Raw genomic sequence first — 19,377 nt, forward strand, 5'->3', positions numbered from 1 at the left:
CGACCGGCGGGCTTGGCGGAACCGGCGGAGGCGGCGGCGCCGGCGGGTTGCTGTTCGGCAACGGCGGCAGCGGGGGCGCAGGCGGATCCAGCGCGGCCGGCGGCACCGGCGGCACGGGCGGATTCGGCGGCAGCGCCGGACTGATCGGTGCCGGTGGCGCAGGCGGATCGGGTGGCCTGGGCGGCGGTCACTTCAGCGAGACCGGCGGAGTCGGCGGCAACGGCGGCGCCGGCGGATGGGTATTCGGCAACGGCGGTGCCGGCGGGGCGGGCGGAGACGCGCTGGCCCAGGCGGCGGGTACCGGCGGTGACGGTGGTCTGGGCGGAAACGGCGGCGCCGCAAGGCTGTTCGGCGACGGTGGAGCCGGCGGGGCAGGCGGCGCCGGAGCACGGGCGGACGGCGCCGGCGATGCCGGTGGTGAGGGAGCCCGGGGCGGCCGTGGCGGAGCCGGCGGCTGGCTGTTCGGCAACGGCGCGACGGGCGGGCGCGGTGGCGCCGGAGGGGCCGCGGCCACCGGAGCCGGCGGCGCCGGCGGGGCCGGCGGTGTCGGGGGATCCACCACCCTGATCGGCGACGGCGGCGATGGCGGCAGCGGCGGGACCGGCGGCCCCGGCGTGCCGGCCGGTGCCAGTGGGACGGGTGGCAGCGGTGGTGCCGGCGGGTTGCTGTTCGGCAGCAACGGCACCGCCGGTTGAGCGGAAAGGCTCAGAGCGGCCGGCAATTCCTAGGGCGGCCGCTGACTTACTTGGGAGTCGGACGTATTACCCACGTGTCAGTCGGATAGGCGCATATCATCGCGTCGCCCTCCGGTGATTGTGCATAAGCCCCACTTGCCGTGCGGCGATGAATCTCCTCCACGCACCCTGTTTCGCCAAGTTGTCGAACGCCAACCACGGGAAATCCAGCCGCTACCCAGACGTTGGGCTTTCCGTTCCCTCCGCAGATCAATGCGGCGCCACCAGCGTCACGCCCGAAAATGAACTTCCCCGCGGGATTGCCGCAAGACTGTCCTTCGTACACACCGTTAGTCATGTTGGGGACTTCTTCCGCGCTGGCAACTACGGCTGCGCTGATTGCAACCGCCATAATGGCCGCCGCGATGATTGGTGCTTTCATGATCCGCACCCTTTCGGCCGATGCGTTTGGCTGGTCCTGACGCTACTCGCTATATTCCGCCAACACCGCACCCATCGCTAACGGGGGCTAAACGGTTCCCGGCGGATCGGCCGACGACATGAGCCAGCTGTTTGGAACAATCACGGGATCAGTCACGGGCAGCTGAATGCGACGCCGACGCCGTCCGGCGGTGGCACCGACCGCAGGCATCCGTACGGTTGGATACCGGTGCCATCGAACCGCGCCGCCGAGTGGTGCGCGTAATTCACACACAGCACGCCGCCTCGGTCGGCGCGGCAGCGAAAATCACCGAAGGACAACGAGTCTCCGTCGGCCAATTGCGCCCCGGTGCCGGCCAGGAACGGCCCAGGGTCCGCGCGGGCGGACCCGACCTGCAGGTTGGTGCCGTCGAAGTCCACCCAGCCGCCCTTCCACTCGCCGTAGGCGGTCTCCGGGCGAGGTGGGGGATTGGTCAGCTGGACCAGACACGACAGCAGACCGGCGGTGTGCTTGGCATCCGTCGTGCATTTTGCTTTGCCGCCTGCAGCGCTGAACGCGACATTCCCGTCAAGCTGATAACGCGCCGGGTCGGCGGGATGAGCTGCCTCGATCCAGCTGATGACGGCCGCGATCGGCGTCCCGGCGGGCGGCGCGCCTGATGCCGGTGGCGGCGCCGCCGTGCTGGACGTCGCTTGGGACGGCCCGGCGTGGCCGCCGACGGAGTGCGAGCACCCGGCGACCAGTAACGGGATGGCGACCAGCGCGGCGATCCGCATCCCGTCAGGCTAGCCGTCGCACCCCGGAATTCGGCGCTGCGCACGCCGCCTGATCGGTGCGTCGGTTAACGTCGAAGTATGCATGAGCGCATCGTCCGCGCCCGCACCACCGCCGGTACCGTCGAAGGCTTCACCCGCGACGGGGTGAATCGCTGGCGTTCCATCCCGTATGCCAGGCCGCCAGTGGGCCCGCTGCGCTACCGTGCGCCGCAGCCCGTCCAGCCCTGGTCAGGCGTTCGGCACTGCCACGGATTCGCCAACTGCGCACCGCAGCAACGCCGTTACACAATGCTTGGAGTCGGCCGGTATCAGCCGATGAGCGAGGACTGTCTGACCCTCAACGTCGTCACACCCGAAGCCGGCGCCTCCGAACCGATGCCGGTCATGGTCTTCATCCACGGCGGTGGCTACATCCTGGGCAGTTCGGCCACCCCGCTCTACGACGGCGCCGCGCTGGCCCGCCGTGGCTGCGTCTACGTGTCGGTCAACTACCGGTTGGGCGCGCTCGGTTGCCTGGATCTGTCGTCGCTGTCGACCCAGGACGTCACCATCGACGGCAACCTGTACCTGCGCGACCTGGTGATGGCGCTGCGCTGGGTGAAAGACAACATCGCCAACTTCGGCGGCGACCCCGACAACGTCACCATCTTCGGCGAGAGCGCCGGCGCGCACATCACCGCCACGCTGCTGGCCGTGCCCGAGGCGGCGGGCCTGTTCCACCGGGCCATCTCCGAGAGTCCGGCGGCCGGCATGACCCGTTCGACGGAGGTGGCCGCCGAATTCGCCACGCGGTTCGCCGAGTTGCTCGGCGCGCGCAGCAAGGACGCCGCCAACGCGGTTATGCGGGCCTCGGCGGCCCAGTTGGTCGAGACCCAGCACCGGCTGATCGACCAGGGCATGCAGAAACGGCTGGGTGCCTTTCCGATTGGCCCCGTCTTCGGTGATGAGGTGGTGCCGGTCGATCCCGTCGAGGCGATGCGGTCCGGCCAGGCACACCAAGTGCCGCTCATCGTCGGAACCAATGCCGAAGAAGGGCGCCTGTTCACCCGCTTCCTCGGCATGCTGCCGACCAACAAGACGATGGTCGAAGCGTTGCTCGCCGAAGTGGAACCGGCTGCGCGCGAACGCATTACGGCGGCCTACCCCAAGTACCCCAAGTCGGAGGCCTGCATTCAGCTGGGTGGCGACTTCGCGTTCAGCACGGCAGCCTGGCAGATCGCCGAGGCGCACACCCATCACGCGCCCACCTACCTCTACCGCTACGACTACGCACCACGGACACTGCAGTGGTCGGGCTTCGGTGCCACTCACGCCACTGAACTGTTCGCGGTCTTCGACATCTACCGCACCCGGTTGGGGGCGCTGCTGACCGCGGCGGCCGACCGGGGCCCTGCGCTGCGGGTCAGCAACGACGTGCAACGCCGTTGGCGGTCGTTCAGTCGCTCAGGTGTGCCGGGGGATGACTGGCCGGTTTACACCCACGAGGACCGCGCGGTGATGGTCTTCGATCGCAAGTCGCGCATCGAGTTCGACCCGCACCAGCATCGCCGGTTGGCTTGGGACGGCTTCACCCTCGCGCGCTGACCTGGCACGCTGACCCCATGGTTTCCAACACCGACCAAGCCATCGAGCGGCCCGCCGACCTCACCCCCGAGTGGCTCACCGCCACCGTCCGCGCCGGCGCCATCTCCGAGTTCAGCGTCGAGCGGATCGGCACCGGCCAGATGAGCGAGTGCTACCGCATCGGGCTGACCTACGCCGAACCGGAAACCAGGCCCCGGCCGTCGTCGGTGGTGCTCAAGGTCGCGGCGACCGATCCGGTGAGCCGGCAGACCGGGCTGGCGCTGGGCCTCTACGAACGCGAAGTCCGCTTCTACCATGACATCGCACCACGCCTGGGCGGGGCGATCGCGCCGTGCTACCACGCCGCGATCGACATCTCCACCGGTGTGTTCGATCTGCTGCTCGACGACGCCGGGCCGGCCACGGTGGGTGACGAAATCGCCGGCGCGACAATCGAACAAGCGCTTCTCGCCGTCACCGAGCTGGGCCATCTGCACGGCCCCCTGCTGGGTGACGCGGCGTTGGCCGATGCCCCGTGGCTGAACCGGCAGTCGCCCCTCAATCAGACGATGATCACCCCGTTGTACGCCGGGTTCATCGACCGCTACGCCGATCAGATCGCCCCGGCACACCACACCGTCTGCGAGCGGTTCATGGGCGCATTCGACGGCTACCTGGCGCAACAGGCCGCCCGCGGCGGCATCCAGGGCCTGGTGCACGGTGACTACCGCCTGGACAATCTGCTGTTCGGAGTGGCCGGGGCGAGCCGGGCGCTCACCGTGGTGGACTGGCAGACGGTTTCCTGGGGACCCGCGTTCACCGACCTCGCCTACTTCGTGGGCTGCGCCCTTCCTGCAGCGGATCGCCGGGAACAGTACGATGGCTTGCTGCACGCCTACCACGAAGCCCTCGGGCCCCAGGCTGCGGTCAGCCTGGCCGACGTGCGTGAAGGGGTGCGGCACCAGAGCTTTTTCGGGGTGATGATGGCCATCGTCTCGTCGATGCTGGTGGAGCGCACCGAGCGGGGCGACCGCTTGTTCATGACGATGCTGGAGCGGCACTGCCAACATGTCTTGGATGTCGATGCCTTGGCAATATTGCCCGCTGCCGCCGCTCCGGAACCCTTGCGGCCGTCACCGGAGGACGAAGCAGCCCACCCGGCCACCGAGGAACCCCTGTGGAGCGAGAGCTGGTACGCCGACTTCGTCGACGCCGCAGAGGGATTGGGTGGCTGGTTCCGCATCGGCCTGATGGCCAATCAGCAGATCGCCTGGATTCACGCCCTGGTCTGCGGACCCGATGAGCCCACCGTCGTCGTCGACTACCAGATACCACTGCCGTCGGATGCCTGGTCGGCGCGCGCCGAGGACCTAGAATTCGCCCACTCCAGTGACGCCCCGCTGCAGAGCTACCGCGTCGACATCAGGGCCAAAGGCCAGTCCTATCAAGACCCTTCCGCACTGTTGCGCGGTGAGCCGGGCGAGCCGGTTGACCTTGCCATGAGCCTGGTGTGGACCACCGAAGGCATCCCGTATCAGTACCGGCTGACCACGCGGTATGAGATCCCGTGTACGGTTTCGGGCACTGTCACCGTCAAACATGCCCGCTATCAGATCAATTCGGTCCCGGGGCAACGCGACCACTCGTGGGGCGTGCGCGACTGGTGGTCCATGGACTGGATGTGGACCGCGCTGCACCTGCAGGACGGCACACATCTGCACGGTGTGCGCATCCAGATTCCGAACACCCCAGCATTCAGCATCGGCTATGCCCAGGACCGCGCGGGGACCATCACCGACCTGACGACGGTGGACATCCGGGAAGCCTTCGCCGCCAACGGATTACCCGAGAACCAGACACTCGAGCTCACACCGGCTGGCATCACCGCAGACGTTCGAATCCGTGCGCACGCGCCGGTCCGGCTGGTCGGCGTCGACGGACGGGTCAGCCATTTCCCGCGCGCCTGGGTCGACGTCAGCACAACCGACGGCCGAACCGGCGTCGGCTGGATGGAGTGGAACCGCAGTCAGGTCGAACCAACTCAGTGAGCCCAGTCTTGGTGATCGGGGTTTCCGGGTCGGGCAAGTCGACGGTCGGGGCAGCGTTGGCCCGCCGGTTGGGAGTGGCCTTCGAGGATGCCGACCACCTGCACCCGCCCGCCAATATCGACAAGATGACCGCCGGCGAACCCCTGACCGACGACGACCGCTACCCGTGGCTGGACAAGGTGGGTGAGTGGCTGGCAGCACACCCCGACGGAGTGATGAGCTGTTCAGCGCTCAGACGCGCCTACCGCGACCGGCTTCGCCGCTACAGCCCGTCGGCGCGGTTCCTGCATCTTCGCGGCAGGCCGGACCTTATCGCCGCACGCCTGGCCGCGCGGTCCGGCCACTTCATGCCGGCGACCTTGCTCCAATCGCAACTCGACACGCTCGAGCCGCTCGGCACCGACGAACCCGGCGTCGTCATCGACATCGACGACCGCGATGTAAACGCGATCGTCGACGCCTTCCTGACCAGCGCTGGCTAACGTCCCCAGCGCTTGCGCGTGCTGGTCAGCTGGTCGTCGAAGCGATCGCGCGCCGTCTCGGCCAACTCGTTGCCGCGCGTCACCGCGGTGTCGGCGAGCCGGCTGCCGCGATCGCGCGCCGTTTCGGCGAGTACCAGCCCGCGCTCACGGGCGGTGTCGGCCAGCTTCTCGCTGCGCTTGCGGGCCAGTTCGGCGTAGTCGGCACTGCGGTCGGCGGCCTGATGTGCCAGTTTCTCGCCGCGCTTGCGGGCCTTCTTGGCGTACGGCCTGCTCTTCTCGGCCGCGGTGGTGGCCAGTTCCCGGCTGCGCTCCAGGGCGGCTTCGGCGTACGGTGCGCTGCGCTCGGCAGCAGTGCTGGCCAGCTCCCGTCCGCGTTCCAGGGCGGCCTCGGCGTAGGGCGCGGTCTTCTCGGCAGCGGTGCTGGCCAGTTCGCGACCACGTTCCGCGCCGGCCTGCAGACCGTGCACGATCTTCTCACCCAACTCCGAGTCGAGCACATCATGCGAGGTTCCGGGCAGCGCTCCGGACACCTTGTCGGAGAGTCGCTCGGCGGCACGACGTCCGCGCCAGCCCAGGGACGGCTTCCCGGCGGTATCGGCGGAGGCGATGAGCAACCCACCCAGCAGGCTCACGTCGGCCAGGAACGCTCGCCGCTTCTCAGCCTTGCGCTCCGGGTCGGTCTCGGTCCAAAACATATGCGTGCCAAGGTTTCCGGGGATCACCGTCAGCGCGAGCGCGGCCGAGGCGATGCGGGGCAGCTTGCCGGCGGCCAGCAGCACGCCGCCGCCGATCTGGACCGCGGCGTTGATCTGAGCGAACGTCTCGGCGTCCGCCGGGATGTTGCTGCTCACCGAATCCGGCAGCGACTGCAAGCCGCTCACCGTCGGTTGCGCCGCTTGAGCTGCGGGTTTCGGGTTGAGCAGGGCGTCCACTCCCTGGCCGATAAAGACAGCTGACAACATGGGTCGGGCGATTCTGCGGATCAACATGGCGGCTGTGTTCCCCGGCCGGCCAGCACACAAACCCGCCGGATCCTCGGTAATCCGGCGATATGGTGTACGCGTGCGAGCGTTGATCATCGTCGACGTGCAAAAAGATTTCTGTGAGGGGGGTGCACTGCCCGTCTCAGGCGCCCATGCCCTGGCCCGGTCGATCAGCGACTATCTCGCGGCTGATCCCGGTTACCACCACATCGTGGCGACCCAGGACTTCCACATCGATCCCGGCAGCCACTTCGCCGACGACCCCGACTATGTGTCGTCCTGGCCGCCACATTGCCGTGCCGGCAGCGCCGGTGCGGACTTCGCCCCCAACCTCGACACCAGCAAGATCGAGACTGTGTTCCGCAAAGGCGCGTACGGCGCGGGCTACAGCGGCTTCGAGGGCGTCGACGAGAACGGCACCTCGCTGCTGGACTGGCTGCGGCAACATGAGGTGGATGAGGTCGACGTGGCCGGTCTGGCCACCGATCACTGTGTGCGGCACACCGCGCACGACGCCGCCCGGGCCGGCCTGGGGACCCGCGTGTTGCTGGACCTGACGGCTGGGGTGTCAGCGGACATGATTAGCCAGGCACTCCACGAAATGCGAACCGCCAGTATCGAGTTGATCGGAAAGCGACCATGACCACATCGCACAGAGAAGACTTGCTGGCCGCTGTTGAGCGCTCGCCGCAAGCGGTTTCGGCGCATGACCGCGACGGGTGGGTACGGGTATTCACCGACGACGGCCGCGTCGAAGACCCGGTGGGGTCGAGCCCGCACGTCGGGCACGACGAAATCTACCGCTTCTACGACACGTTCATCGGCCCGCGCGGCATCACCTTCCACCGCGACGTCGACATCGTGTCCGGCCCCACCGTGCTTCGCGATCTAGAGCTCGAGGTTGCGATGGGCGATGCCGTGACGATGTTCATTCCGGCGTTCCTTCGGTATGACCTGCGAGAGGTCAACGGGGAGTGGAAGGTTGCGCACCTGCGCGCCTACTGGGAACTGCCGGCCATGATGGTCCAGTTCCTCAAGACCGGATCCCGGGCATTGTCGCCGGGACTGCAACTCGGCAAGGGGCTGCTGGGCAACCAAGGCCCGCGCGGTGCCCTCGGTTTCATGACGGGTTTCCGCCGGGTTGGCGCACGGCACAAGAGGTTGGTCGAGGGTTTCCTGCGCGCCGCTGCCCGCGGCGATGAGTCGGCCGCGCGCTCGAAGTTGTCACCGGCTGCCGCAATCACTATGGGAGACAACGACGGACTGGGCCTCGCCGAACTCGGCGAGCGACTGCGCGGTGCCAACTGGGCCAAGGTGATCGCCGCGGGATCGACGGTCGTGGTGTCGGTGGCCTGCGATCACGGGCGGGGCATCCTGTTCGCCGAGGTGGCTTGGCGCGGCAACCAGATCAACGCCGTCCATTGGTTTCCCGCCTGATCAGCGCAGCACCGATAGCACCAACGAGAGTGCCGACAAGAGCAGGTAGCAGCCGGGGAAGGCGATGTTGGAGAAGACGCGTGCCCGGATGTGCACGACGACAGCGCCGACGAAGTACAGCACCAGCCCCACCGCAGCGGCAATTCCGATGTGTCTCAAGCCAAGAAGCCCGACGAATAGACCACCGGCGCCGGCCAGCTTTAACACGGCCAGCGTCGGAAGCCACGAGCGCGGCACGCCGACCCGGGCCGAATTCGCCAGCACGAACTGCGCGGGGACCAGGTCGGGTACGGCGACGGCCGCGGTGGCAGCGATGGTGGTGACCAGAACCGTCAGGTAGGCAGTGTGCATTAATGTCATGAGGAAGGTCTCCTTCGGCAGGTCGACAGATGCGGTCAGCTTCTAGACGACGTGCGCTCCGGAAAGGTGACCTGATGAATACAGCCGTGGACCTGGTCGATCTGTCCCGCCGATTCGAGGCGGATCGCGGGCGCCTGAAGTCGGTGGCTTTGCAGCTGCTCGGCTCGGTGCCGGACGCCGAGGACGCGGGTGCAGGCCGCGTGGCTCAAGGCCAGCCGGTCCGATTACGCCGCCGTGACCAATCTGACGGCGTGGTTGACCACTATCACCGCCCACGAGGCACTCGACCAATTGCGGGCACGCAAGCGCCGGGCGGAACAGCCCTTAGACGCTGCCGACGAGCGGTTGGTCGCGCCCGCGGCAGACGAGGACGCGCTCACGGCCGATTCGGTGAGCCGCGCCCTACTGGTCGTACTCGACCGGCTACCGCCCGCGCAGCGCGTCGCTTTCGTGTTGCACGACGTATTCGCCATGCCGTTCGAGACGATCGCCGAGCTGCTCGACCGCACGCCGGCGGCCACCAAGAAGCTGGCCAGCCGGGCCCGCGGTCGCCTGCAACCGGCGCCTGCCGCTGCCGCCCCACGCCGTGCTGAGCACGTCCAGGTGGTGCAGGCGTTCCTGGCGGCATCCCGCGACGGCGATATCGATGCCCTGGTCAAACTGCTGGCGCCCGACGTGGTCCGCACCGTCGACCCGTCGCTGGTTCCCCCCGAGGTGCCGGTCGAGATGCGCGGTGCCCGAGCAGTTGCCGAGGAGACCAGGCGATTCACGGACCGGGCCCGCGCCGGCGCGGTGGTGCTGATCGACGGACGTCCGGGCATCGCCATCGCACCGGCCGGGCGGCTATTGGCGTTGCTGCGCATCGCTGTGGGCGCGAACAACCGGATCCGGGTCATCGACATCACCGGCGACCCCGAACGGCTGCGCGTCGCCGTCCTGACGCTGCCGTCCTAAGAATCTGCCGGAGAAGTAGCGCATCCCAGGCAGAGCACAGGACTGTCGGCTATGAAGAACATCAGACACCGCCATGGGAGGGCGGGAACGGACCGGTTCCGGGAGCACCATGATCGACGAGCCGTTCGCACGGCGCACCCTGCTACGGGGCGCAGGGGCGCTCGCGCTGGCGCCATGGGCTGCGGGTTGCGCATCTGACGATGACGACGCGCTGACCTTCTTCTTCGCCGCGAATCCGGACGAGATCCGGCCGCGAATGAAAGTCGTCAACGAGTTCCAGCGTCGGCATCCCGACATCAAGGTCCGGGCGCTGCTGTCGGGGCCCGGCGTGATGCAGCAGCTTTCCACGTTCTGTGCGGGGGGCAAGTGTCCGGACGTGCTGATGACGTGGGAGCTCACCTACGCCGAACTCGCCGACCGCGGTGTGCTGCTGGACCTCAACCCGCTGTTGGCGCGCGACCCGGGATTCGCTGCTCAACTCAAGGCTGAGAGCATCGACGCGCTGTACGCGACGTTCACCTACAACAACGGTCAGTACGCGTTTCCGGAGCAGTGGTCGGGCAACTACCTGTTCTACAACAAGGCCATGTTCGACGCTGCGGGAGTGCCCCCGCCACCGGCCACCTGGCAGCGGAGTTGGAGTTTCGCCCAATTCCTGGACGCGGCAAAGGCTCTCACCAAACGGGAGGCATCGGGCCGGGTCGCGCAGTGGGGTTTCGTCAACGCCTGGGTGTCGTTCTACTCGGCCGGCCTCTTCGCTATGAACAACGGCGTGCGGTGGTCGTCCCCGCGGACCAACCCGACCCACCTGAACTTCGACGACGACGCGTTCGTCGAGGCGGTGCAGTTTTACGCGGACCTGATCAACAAGCACAGGGTGTCGCCCAGCGCGTCGGACCAGCAGTCGATGTCCAACGCCGACCTCTTCTCGGCGAACAGGGCAGCGATCGCGCTGGGCGGGCACTGGCGCTACCAGACGTTCGACCGGGCGCAGGGCCTGGATTTCGATGTCGCCCCACTGCCGCTGGGGCCGCGCGGGCACAACGCGTGCTCGAACATCGGTGTCACCGGTCTGGGGATCGCGGCGACCAGCAAGCGAAAAGAACAGGCGTGGGAGTTCGTCAAGTTCGCCACCGGTCCGGTCGGGCAGGCCCTGATCGGTGAATCCCGGTTGTTCGTTCCGGTGTTGAGATCGGCGATCAATTCGCCGGGTTTCGCCGAGGCCCACCGCAGGGTCGGCAACCTCGAGGTGCTCACCGACGGACCCGTGGTGTCCGAAGGCCTCCCGATCACACCGGCGTGGGAGAAGGTCGTCGCCCTGATGGACCGCAACTTCGGGCCGGTGCTGCGCGGAGCGCGTCCGGCCACTTCGCTGTCCGGGCTCTCACACTCGGTTGACGAGGTGCTGCGCAACCCATGAGCGCCATCGACGCACCTGTTGCCGGCCGTACTCGCCCCTGGCGCCGGCGAGCCTGGGCGGGAAGACTTTTCGTCGCGCCGAACCTGGCCGCGGTGGTGCTGTTCATGCTGTTCCCGCTGGGTTTCTCGCTGTACATGAGCCTGCATAGATGGGACGTGTTCACCCCCGCGAAGTTCGTCGGCCTGGCCAACTTTCGTCAGCTGTTCACCTCGGATCCGCTGTTTCTCATCGCCATGCGCAACACGGTGATCTACACCCTGGGCACCGTGGTGCCCACCGTGCTGATCAGCCTCGTCGTCGCCGGCGTACTGAATCGGAAAGTCAGGGGAATTGGCATCTTCCGCACCATTGTGTTTCTGCCGCTGGCGATTTCATCGGTGGTGATGGCGGTCGTCTGGCAGTTCGTGTTCAACACCGATAACGGATTGCTCAACATTATGCTGGGCTGGGTCGGCATTGGTCCGATACCGTGGCTGGTCGAACCGCATTGGGCCATGGTGTCGTTGTGCATGGTGAGCGTGTGGCGCAGTGTCCCGTTCGCGACCGTGGTTCTGCTGGCGGCGATGCAGGGTGTTCCGGAAACGGTGTACGAGGCCGCCCGAATCGATGGCGCGGGAGAGATCCGGCAGTTCGTGTCCATCACGGTGCCGTTGATCCGTGGGGCGATGTCGTTCGTGGTGGTCATCTCGATCATCCACGCCTTCCAGTCCTTCGACCTGGTCTACGTGCTGACCGGTGCCAACGGCGGACCCGAAACCGGGACATACGTGCTGGGCATCATGCTTTTCCAGCACGCGTTCTCCTTCCTGGAGTTCGGTTATGCCTCCGCCCTGGCCTGGGTGGTGTTCGCCATCCTGTTGGTGCTGACGGTGCTGCAGCTACGCATCACCCGCCGCCGTACGTGGGAGTCCTCCCGTGGTCTCAGCTAGGCACGCCGTCTTCCGTGCCGCGGCGTCCTACGCGGCGCTGATCGTCGTCGCCTGGTGCGCGCTGTTTCCCATCCTGTGGGCGGTCTCCGGATCGTTGAAGAAGGAGGGTGAGATCAGCGAGCCGCGGCTGTTGCCGTCCAGCCCGCGGTGGTCCAACTACACCACGGTGTTCGACCTGATGCCGTTCTGGCGAATGTTCTTCAACACCGTGTTGTACGCCGGGTGCGTCACCGCCGGCCAGGTGATGTTTTGCTCACTGGCCGGATATGCCTTCGCACGGTTGGACTTTCGCGGCCGAGATACCTTGTTCCTGTTGTATCTGGGCACTCTGATGGTGCCGCTGACTGTCACGGTGATTCCGCAGTTCATCGTGATGCGGACGCTGGGATGGGTCGACACTCCCTGGGCTATGATCGTGCCGGGTTTGTTCGGCAGCGCGTTCGGCACTTACCTTATGCGGCAGTTCTTCCGCACCCTGCCGACCGATCTCGAGGAGGCGGCGATTCTCGACGGATGCTCGCCGTGGCAGATCTACTGGCGCATTCTGCTGCCGCACGCCAGGCCGGCGGTGATGGTGCTGGCGGTGCTGACCTGGGTCAGCGTGTGGAACGATTTTCTGTGGCCGCTGTTGATGATCCAGCGCAACAGCCTGGCCACCCTGACCCTCGGGCTGGTCCGGTTGCGCGGCGAATACGTCGCCCGCTGGCCCGTGCTGATGGCGACCTCGGTTTTGATTCTGCTGCCGCTGGTCATCGTGTACGCCTTCGCCCAGCGTTCCTTCGTCCGCGGCATCGCCGTGACCGGGATGGGTGGTTAGCCCGATGGCTTCGGTGAGTTTCGAGCAGGCGACCCGGCGCTACCCGGGTAGCGATCGGGCGGCGCTGGAAAGCCTGGATCTCGTCGTCGGCGACGGCGAATTCATGGTGCTGGTAGGGCCGTCGGGGTGCGGCAAAACGACGTCGCTGCGAATGCTGGCCGGATTGGAAACCCTGGACTCCGGACGCATCCGGATCGGTGAGCGCGATGTCACCCACCTCGATCCGAAGGATCGCGACGTCGCGATGGTCTTCCAGAACTACGCCCTCTATCCGCACATGACGGTGGCCCAGAACATGGGCTTCGCGCTGAAAGTGGCCAGGATCCCGAAAAGCGAGATCCGCGAACGGGTATCGGCGGCGGCGCAGATGCTAGATCTTCAGCAATATCTGGAACGCAAGCCCAAAGACCTCTCCGGCGGGCAGCGGCAGCGGGTGGCGATGGGGCGGGCAATCGTGCGCCGCCCGCAGGTCTTCCTGATGGACGAACCGCTATCGAACCTGGATGCCAAACTGCGCGTGCAGACCCGCAATCAGATCGCCGCCCTACAACGCCAACTCGGCACCACCACGGTGTACGTCACTCACGACCAGGTCGAGGCCATGACCATGGGCGACCGCGTCGCGGTGTTGCGCGACGGGCTGCTGCAACAATGTGCGACGCCGCGGGAGCTGTACCGCAACCCCGGCAACGTCTTCGTCGCGGGCTTCATCGGGTCACCCGCGATGAACCTTTTCACCGTCCCGATCGTCGATTCCGCTGCGTCGCTCGGTGATTGGAATATCCCGGTGCCCCGTGAGATCGCCGGTACCGCTTCGGAGATCGTCGTCGGGGTCCGTCCGGAACACTTCGAGCTCGGCAGCGTCGGCGTCGAGATGGAAGTCGACGTGGTGGAGGAGTTGGGGGCTGACGCCTACCTGTACGGCCGAATCACCGGGGCCGACACAGTGATCAGCAAGCCCATCATCGCCCGCACCGACGGTCAGGACCCGCCGGGTAAGGGCAGCCGGGTGCATCTGCATCCGCAGCCCGGGCACCTGCATTTCTTCGGTGTCGACGGTCACCGAATATCGTGATGGACAACCAATTTCGTGCGGCGTCGCGGCGTGCCGCGCAGGTGATCGAGGTCCCGGCTCCCTAGTATGGCCGGGTGGTTGATCGCTATGGAACCGATGTCCTGGCCGGCGGCGGGCGGCGCAAGCCGCGTTCGGTAGAGCACCCCGTAGAGCTCGGCATGGTCGTCGAGGACGCGCAGACGGGCTACGTGGGCGCGGTGGTCCGCGTCGAATACGGCCGCGTCGACCTCGAAGACCGGCATGGAAAGACGCGTGGGTTTCCACTGGGCCCTGGCTATCTGCTCGACGGGCAACCGGTGATTCTCACTGCACCGCGCCGATCGGCGCCTGCTGCCCCGGCACGGACGGCGTCCGGTTCGGTCGCGGTGCGCGGTGCGCGGGCCCGGATCGCTCGCGCGGGGCGCATTTATGTGGAAGGCCGCCACGACGCCGAGCTGATCGCCCAAGTCTGGGGCGAGGACCTGAAGATCGAGGGCGTCGTGGTCGAACATCTCGGCGGTGTCGACGACTTGGTGGACATCGTCAGAGAATTTCGACCCGGCCCGGGATGCCGGCTCGGCGTGCTGGTGGATCATCTGGTGCCCGGATCGAAAGAATCGCGCATCGCCGAAGCGGTGCGCAGAGGTCCTGGGGGAGAGGACACTTTGGTGGTCGGACATCCCTATGTGGACATCTGGCAGGCGGTCAAGCCGCAGCGGCTCGGCCTGCCGGCCTGGCCGACCGTGCCGCGGCACATCGAATGGAAGCACGGCATCTGCCAGGCGCTCGGCTGGCCGCACGCCAACCAGACGGACATCGCGGAGGCGTGGCGGCGCATCAGATCGAAGGTCCGCGACTGGAATGACCTGGAACCGGCGCTGATCGGAAGGGTGGAGGAGCTGATCGACTTCGTGACGCAACCGTGTGATTGAGGTCACCGTCACGTTCGTGGGTGTGCTCGGCACTAACTCCTTGACCAGATGTTCGGCAACCAAGGAGGAAGTGCATGACCGACGCGCTCGTCATCGACGCTCAGGGTCTCGACCGGCTGTCTTGTAACGCCAAGGCCGACCCCGCCACCGGCAAGAAGACGCTCAAGGCCCGAACCGTGTGCGAGTCCGGCTTCCGCAACATGACCTATGTGCGCGATCTGGCGCCGATGCTGGTAGGCGAGCCACCGGCGCTGCTGGGTGATGACTCGGCGCCCAACCCTTCGGAAACCTGCCTGGCTGCGCTGGGTTCGTGCATCTCGGTGGGACTGCTGGCCAACGCGACCCATCGCGGCGTCACTCTGACGAAGATCGAGGTCGAGATGGAGGGAGACATCGACATCTCCGCCGTGTGGGGCGTGGGCGACACTCCTGACGGCAAGATCCTCGGATTCACCGCCGTGCGTTGCAATGTGACGCTGGCCGGCGACGCCGACGACGCGACGCTGAAGGAGATCCACCACAACGCCGTCGCGTGGTCGCCCGTGGTCAATACATTCACGCGTCCGGTAACTGTCGACTCCGCGCTTTCCATCGGTTAGGCAGTCAGAATGACCACGACCACCGATGCCGTGATCGGCTTGGCTGATTCGGAGTTGTTGACTGACATCCGTTCCCATGCCGGCGTGTTGGACCGCGGCGAGGCCACGGCCCGCCGCAGCTTTCCGGGTCTGGGTGCCGCGGGGTTGCTCGGCCTCGGCGCGCCCGGCAAAGCGGACGGCAGGCTCCCCGAGATGGCCGATGTCATCAGGTTGATCTCCGGGGAGTGCATGAGCACCGGGTTCTCGGTGTGGGCGAACCGGATGGCTTTGGAGTATTTGTTCACCGCCGCAACGCCTTTCAGCCTGACGGCCGCAGAGCCGCTGCTGGCCGGGATGTCGTTGGGGGTGACCGGGATGGCCGCCGCCTTCAAGGAGTTGGCCGGTTGTGGCCAAGTGGAGTTGACCGCTGTCGCGGTCTCGGGTGGTTACCGGATCAGCGGTTCGATCCGGTGGGCGTCCAACCTCTACCACGACTCGTTGCTGGTCACTGGGGCTGCTGCTGACGACGGTGCGAAGGTTATCGTCGCATTGCCCTTGAGCAGCCCCGGTGTGACCGTTGGCGATCACTTCAAGTTGTTGGCGATGGACAGTACCGCCTCGTCGTATCTGTCGTTGCAGGACGTGTTCGTGCCGGACGAGCAGGTATTGTCCACCGACTTTGAGGCGTTCCTCGGTGCGGTGCGGCCCACTTTCCTGGTGTTGCAGTCGGCCATGTGCGTCGGTCTGGCTGAGACGACGGTGAAGCAGGCCAGAATCGGATTGACCGGCGTCAACACGGTTTTCGCTGCTGAGCTCGACGTGATCGCGGAAAGGCTGCGCTGGGCGCAGGCAACGTTGGCGAGTTTGGCCGCCGCGGTGGGGGACCAGCGCGGGCCGGTGTTGAAGAAGGAGCTACTGACCTTGCGCCTCACCGCGGCCGAGATCGCCAGTGCCAGTGCCGCATTAGAGGCTCGCACGGCCGGCGGTAAGGGGTATGCGAGTAAGACCCCGGCCAGCCGTCGCTACCGCGAGGCGGCGTTCATCCCGGTGCAATCGCCGTCGGAAGCCCAATTGCGTTGGGAACTAGGCGGATGCCCTTAACGCCGTTGGCGTCTTTCGAGGGTGCCGAGCCCGAGCACCTGGTCGGTGGCGTTCCGTTGGCCGCATTGGTCCGGGACTACCACCGGCCGATGGTGAATTTCGCTCGCACCATGGTGAGTTCGTCCGCGCTGGCCGAGGAGGCGGTCCAGGAGGCATGGGTTCAGGTGCTGAAGTCTTCCGTGGCGTTCGAAGGACGTTCATCGGTGGCCACCTGGTTGTTCGGCATCGTCAAGAACACCGCATCGCGGCACCGCAGCCGCGAGTCGCGGATCCGCGAGCACGAAGTGCTGGCCGCCGACGACGCCGACCCGTTGGCCGGGCGGATGCACCCTCCCGGCCACCCCGACGCCCGACACTGGAGCGTGCCACCGTCGCAGCGGTTCCTCCCGGAAGACCACACGGTGGCAAGAGAATTGGTGGGATACGTGCGCGCAGCGTTGGACGCGCTGCCGCCTCGGCAACGGCAGCTCATCATTCTGCGCGACCTCATTGGGATGTCTGCGGAAGAGACATCGGAGGTCCTGGAACTCTCGCTCGAGGCACAGCGGGCAATGCTGTACCGCGCGCGCGGCAACCTTCGAAATCAACTGGAAAGGCGGTATCAACGATGACCGTCTACGACAACACCGTTCCCGCGATCGACTGTGTCGAGTTCGTCAGGCTCGTCGACGATTTGGTCGAGGCCGACCCGGGGCAGTGGGGTGCGATTGTGTCCAGGCACCTCGAGGAGTGCCCGCCGTGCCTGGTTTATCTGCAGCAGATGCTCGACCTGAAAGTGCTTCTGACGCTGGTCTTCGATAGCGAAAAGCTCAGTGAGGAGCAGATTTCCGGCGTGATGAACACGATCAGTTCGTTTCGTGATGGCGACTCGTGAGACGAAAAGTGTGCTCATTTCGCGAAAACTTGGCTGAATCCCGCCCCTAGCTTTCGTCGTCGTCGTTAATCTTCCTCTCGCACAGAGGAGGTGCTGTTCTCGATGACGACTCGCGTCTTTCTGGCCGTCGTGGCCGCTTTCGGTGTTCTGGGCGTCGGCTTGGGCGTGACCGTCGCCGCGCCCGCGCAGGCGGATCCGCCTTATGCGAACTGTAAGGCGGCAGCCGCTGATGGCCGGTACAACATTCCGCGGGGTGACCCGGCGTATGCGCCCAAGCTGGACCGCGACAACGACGGCATCGCCTGCGAGTCGCAGTAATACAGCGTTTGCACCGCGCGTGAGCTGAACCTTCGGCCCATGAGGCGACGCGCTTATCCACAGTTGACATTTTGTCCACAGTTTGGGGTCGCGGCGCGGTGTTGATCCGTGGCGCCCGACTATGATTCGAAAGTATGTTCGATCATCTGTCGGAGGCTGACGACGCCGCAGTTGTGGACGTCATGGCCGCGGCGACCCGCGATGAGGCCGCGGCGGCCGCGTGTCGGCTCGCCGCGATCGCCGAACTGGTGGCCCGCCACGCCATCGGGCCCACCGACTGCGGGCGCTGGTCGTGTGACAACTGGGACGCTATCGCTGCCCAGGTCGGTGCCGCGCTGAACATCAGCCACAGTCTGGCGTCACATCAGATGTATCAGGCGCTGGCGCTGCGCACGCGCCTGCCCGCGGTCGGCGCGCTGCTCGCTGCGGGCCGACTGAGTCTGCGGCTGGTTACCACCATCATCTGGCACACCGAGCTCATCAACGATCCCGCCGTGCTGCGGGTGGTCGATGCCGCATTGGCCAACGACGCCCTGGGCTACGGACCGCTCACACAACCCAAGACCGCCAAGGCTATCGACGCCATCATCGCGCGTTGCGACCCTGCCGCGGTCCGGCGCGCACGCAACGGCGCGCGCTCCCGCGACGTGGTCATCACCCCTGCCGACGACGGCTCGGGCACGGCCCAACTGTGGGGGACCTTGCTGGGCACCGATGCCGCAGTGCTTGATCGCCGCCTCAGCGAGATGGCTCACCAGGTCTGCGCCGATGACCCGCGCACGGTGGCCCAGCGCCGCGCCGATGCGCTGGGCGTCCTAGCCGCCGACGGTGTCCGCCTGGCCTGCCAATGCCCCGACCCCGACTGCACCGCCCGGGTCCCCGATGCCCGGGCCAGTGCGGTGGTGATCCATGTGATCGCCGAACCCGCCACCGCCGCAGCCCCGCCTGACCCACGCCTTAACGGTGAGCAGCCACACCGGGTGGACCCCGACAACCCGCTACGCCCGACGCCTGATCCTGAGCCGGCCGGGGTCTGCCTGCCCGCCGCCCAGATCGTGGGCGGACCCACCGTGCCCGCAGCCCATCTGAGTGCGCTTATCGCCGCCGGCGCCACAATCGCCCCGATCGACTACTGCCCCGAACCCACCCCGGGCTACCGGCCGTCGGCGGCGTTGGCCCGCTTCATCCGCGCCCGTGACCTGACCTGCCGCTTCCCGGGTTGTGACCGCCCCGCCGACACCTGCGACATCGATCACGCGATCGCGTACCCGTTCGGGCCCACCCACCGGGCCAACCTGCGCTGCCTGTGCCGAAAACACCACCTGCTCAAGACATTCTGGGGCGGACTCCGCGGCTGGCGCGACCGCCAGCTGCCCGACGCCACCATCATCTGGACGTCACCCACCGGTCATACGTACACCACCCACCCCGGCAGCAGACTGTTCGTCCCCGCCTTGTGCCGCCCCAGCGACCCCATCCCGGCCACCACCACACCACCGGTGGACGGCCCCCGCGGATTGATGATGCCCACCCGCCGGCGCACCCGCGCCCAAGACCGCCGAGCCCGTATCAACACCGAGCGGGCCCAGAACCTCGCACAACTTGCATCCCCCAAACCGTCCCCCAAACCACCGC

General features: G+C 66.8%; 20 protein-coding genes and 2 pseudogenes. 18 read left to right on the top strand and 4 right to left on the bottom strand.

Annotated elements, in window-relative coordinates; translation table 11 throughout:
• Positions 1 to 695 (top strand): annotated as a pseudogene (locus AWC08_RS36595) (hypothetical protein); the annotation flags it as partial.
• Positions 696 to 741: 46 nt separating this feature from the next.
• Here the strand turns inward: AWC08_RS36595 and AWC08_RS35485 are convergent.
• Together AWC08_RS35485 and AWC08_RS36600 are read right to left on the bottom strand one after the other, a co-directional pair.
• A complete protein-coding gene (locus AWC08_RS35485; RefSeq protein ID WP_142283655.1) occupies positions 742 to 1,116 on the bottom strand; it encodes a hypothetical protein in 375 nt (124 codons plus the stop codon).
• Between the two features lie 152 nt (positions 1,117 to 1,268).
• Positions 1,269 to 1,892: a hypothetical protein gene (locus tag AWC08_RS36600; RefSeq protein WP_069432702.1), complete on the bottom strand. Its 624-nt coding sequence runs from the start codon at positions 1,890 to 1,892 to the stop codon at positions 1,269 to 1,271.
• 78 nt (positions 1,893 to 1,970) lie between these two features.
• Between AWC08_RS36600 and AWC08_RS18240 the strand changes: the two genes are divergently transcribed.
• Genes AWC08_RS18240 through AWC08_RS18250 form a run of 3 tightly spaced genes read left to right on the top strand, consistent with a single transcriptional unit; the run spans position 1,971 to position 5,985 of the window.
• Positions 1,971 to 3,476, top strand: coding sequence for a carboxylesterase/lipase family protein (locus tag AWC08_RS18240; protein WP_065135524.1), 1,506 nt, complete (start codon positions 1,971 to 1,973; stop codon positions 3,474 to 3,476).
• A gap of 17 nt (positions 3,477 to 3,493) precedes the next feature.
• A complete protein-coding gene (locus AWC08_RS18245; protein ID WP_069432701.1) occupies positions 3,494 to 5,503 on the top strand; it encodes a DUF7064 domain-containing protein in 2,010 nt (669 codons plus the stop codon).
• Positions 5,504 to 5,511: 8 nt separating this feature from the next.
• Complete coding sequence (locus AWC08_RS18250; protein WP_065135537.1) at positions 5,512 to 5,985, top strand: gluconokinase; 474 nt, start codon at positions 5,512 to 5,514, stop codon at positions 5,983 to 5,985.
• Here AWC08_RS18250 and AWC08_RS18255 read toward each other — a convergent pair.
• Complete coding sequence (locus AWC08_RS18255; RefSeq protein ID WP_082986526.1) at positions 5,982 to 6,974, bottom strand: DoxX family protein; 993 nt, start codon at positions 6,972 to 6,974, stop codon at positions 5,982 to 5,984. The genes AWC08_RS18250 and AWC08_RS18255 overlap by 4 nt on opposite strands.
• A 73-nt stretch (positions 6,975 to 7,047) precedes the next feature.
• On the opposite strand from AWC08_RS18255, the gene pncA reads away from it, so the two are divergent.
• Together pncA and AWC08_RS18265 are read left to right on the top strand one after the other, a co-directional pair.
• Positions 7,048 to 7,611, top strand: a complete 564-nt coding sequence (gene pncA / locus AWC08_RS18260; RefSeq protein WP_065135538.1) for a pyrazinamidase PncA — start codon at positions 7,048 to 7,050, stop codon at positions 7,609 to 7,611.
• Positions 7,608 to 8,405 (top strand): nuclear transport factor 2 family protein, encoded by a 798-nt coding sequence (locus AWC08_RS18265; RefSeq protein WP_069432700.1) that lies wholly within the window; start codon positions 7,608 to 7,610, stop codon positions 8,403 to 8,405. Before pncA ends, AWC08_RS18265 begins: the two co-directional genes overlap by 4 nt.
• Here AWC08_RS18265 and AWC08_RS18270 read toward each other — a convergent pair whose 3' ends face one another.
• The gene (locus AWC08_RS18270) at positions 8,406 to 8,756 is read right to left on the bottom strand and encodes a DoxX family protein (protein WP_065135528.1); all 351 of its coding nucleotides are present in this window, start codon (positions 8,754 to 8,756) and stop codon (positions 8,406 to 8,408) included. It abuts the gene before it with no gap.
• A gap of 83 nt (positions 8,757 to 8,839) precedes the next feature.
• Between AWC08_RS18270 and AWC08_RS18275 the strand changes: the two are divergent.
• The 12 genes and pseudogenes from AWC08_RS18275 to AWC08_RS18330 form a co-directional block, all read left to right on the top strand.
• Positions 8,840 to 9,832 (top strand): annotated as a pseudogene (locus AWC08_RS18275) (sigma-70 family RNA polymerase sigma factor).
• Positions 9,829 to 11,139: an ABC transporter substrate-binding protein gene (locus tag AWC08_RS18280; RefSeq protein WP_069432699.1), complete on the top strand. Its 1,311-nt coding sequence runs from the start codon at positions 9,829 to 9,831 to the stop codon at positions 11,137 to 11,139. The pseudogene AWC08_RS18275 and the gene AWC08_RS18280 overlap by 4 nt, the downstream one beginning before the upstream one ends.
• The gene (locus tag AWC08_RS18285) at positions 11,136 to 12,068 is read left to right on the top strand and encodes a carbohydrate ABC transporter permease (RefSeq protein WP_069432698.1); all 933 of its coding nucleotides are present in this window, start codon (positions 11,136 to 11,138) and stop codon (positions 12,066 to 12,068) included. Before AWC08_RS18280 ends, AWC08_RS18285 begins: the two co-directional genes overlap by 4 nt.
• Entirely contained in the window at positions 12,055 to 12,885 is an 831-nt protein-coding gene (locus AWC08_RS18290) for a carbohydrate ABC transporter permease (RefSeq protein WP_069432697.1), read from the top strand. The genes AWC08_RS18285 and AWC08_RS18290 overlap by 14 nt, the downstream gene beginning before the upstream one ends.
• Before the next feature lie 4 nt (positions 12,886 to 12,889).
• Positions 12,890 to 13,960, top strand: a complete 1,071-nt coding sequence (locus AWC08_RS18295) for an ABC transporter ATP-binding protein (RefSeq protein ID WP_069432696.1) — start codon at positions 12,890 to 12,892, stop codon at positions 13,958 to 13,960.
• 74 nt (positions 13,961 to 14,034) lie between these two features.
• A complete protein-coding gene (locus tag AWC08_RS18300; RefSeq protein WP_065135533.1) occupies positions 14,035 to 14,871 on the top strand; it encodes a DUF3097 domain-containing protein in 837 nt (278 codons plus the stop codon).
• Positions 14,872 to 14,945: 74 nt separating this feature from the next.
• Positions 14,946 to 15,470 (top strand): OsmC family protein, encoded by a 525-nt coding sequence (locus AWC08_RS18305; RefSeq protein ID WP_069432695.1) that lies wholly within the window; start codon positions 14,946 to 14,948, stop codon positions 15,468 to 15,470.
• Positions 15,471 to 15,479: 9 nt separating this feature from the next.
• Complete coding sequence (locus AWC08_RS18310) at positions 15,480 to 16,550, top strand: acyl-CoA dehydrogenase family protein (protein WP_069432694.1); 1,071 nt, start codon at positions 15,480 to 15,482, stop codon at positions 16,548 to 16,550.
• Positions 16,541 to 17,161, top strand: coding sequence for an RNA polymerase sigma factor (locus AWC08_RS18315; RefSeq protein ID WP_069432693.1), 621 nt, complete (start codon positions 16,541 to 16,543; stop codon positions 17,159 to 17,161). The genes AWC08_RS18310 and AWC08_RS18315 overlap by 10 nt, the downstream gene beginning before the upstream one ends.
• Positions 17,158 to 17,424: a hypothetical protein gene (locus tag AWC08_RS18320; RefSeq protein ID WP_069432692.1), complete on the top strand. Its 267-nt coding sequence runs from the start codon at positions 17,158 to 17,160 to the stop codon at positions 17,422 to 17,424. The genes AWC08_RS18315 and AWC08_RS18320 overlap by 4 nt, the downstream gene beginning before the upstream one ends.
• Positions 17,425 to 17,526: 102 nt before the next feature.
• Positions 17,527 to 17,742, top strand: coding sequence for an excalibur calcium-binding domain-containing protein (locus tag AWC08_RS18325; protein ID WP_069432717.1), 216 nt, complete (start codon positions 17,527 to 17,529; stop codon positions 17,740 to 17,742).
• A gap of 134 nt (positions 17,743 to 17,876) precedes the next feature.
• On the top strand, positions 17,877 to 19,377 hold a 1,501-nt coding region (locus AWC08_RS18330), incomplete at its 3' end, for an HNH endonuclease signature motif containing protein (RefSeq protein ID WP_085088063.1).

This window comes from Mycobacterium gordonae (assembly GCF_002101675.1).
Taxonomy (GTDB): Bacteria; Actinomycetota; Actinomycetes; order Mycobacteriales; family Mycobacteriaceae; genus Mycobacterium; species Mycobacterium gordonae.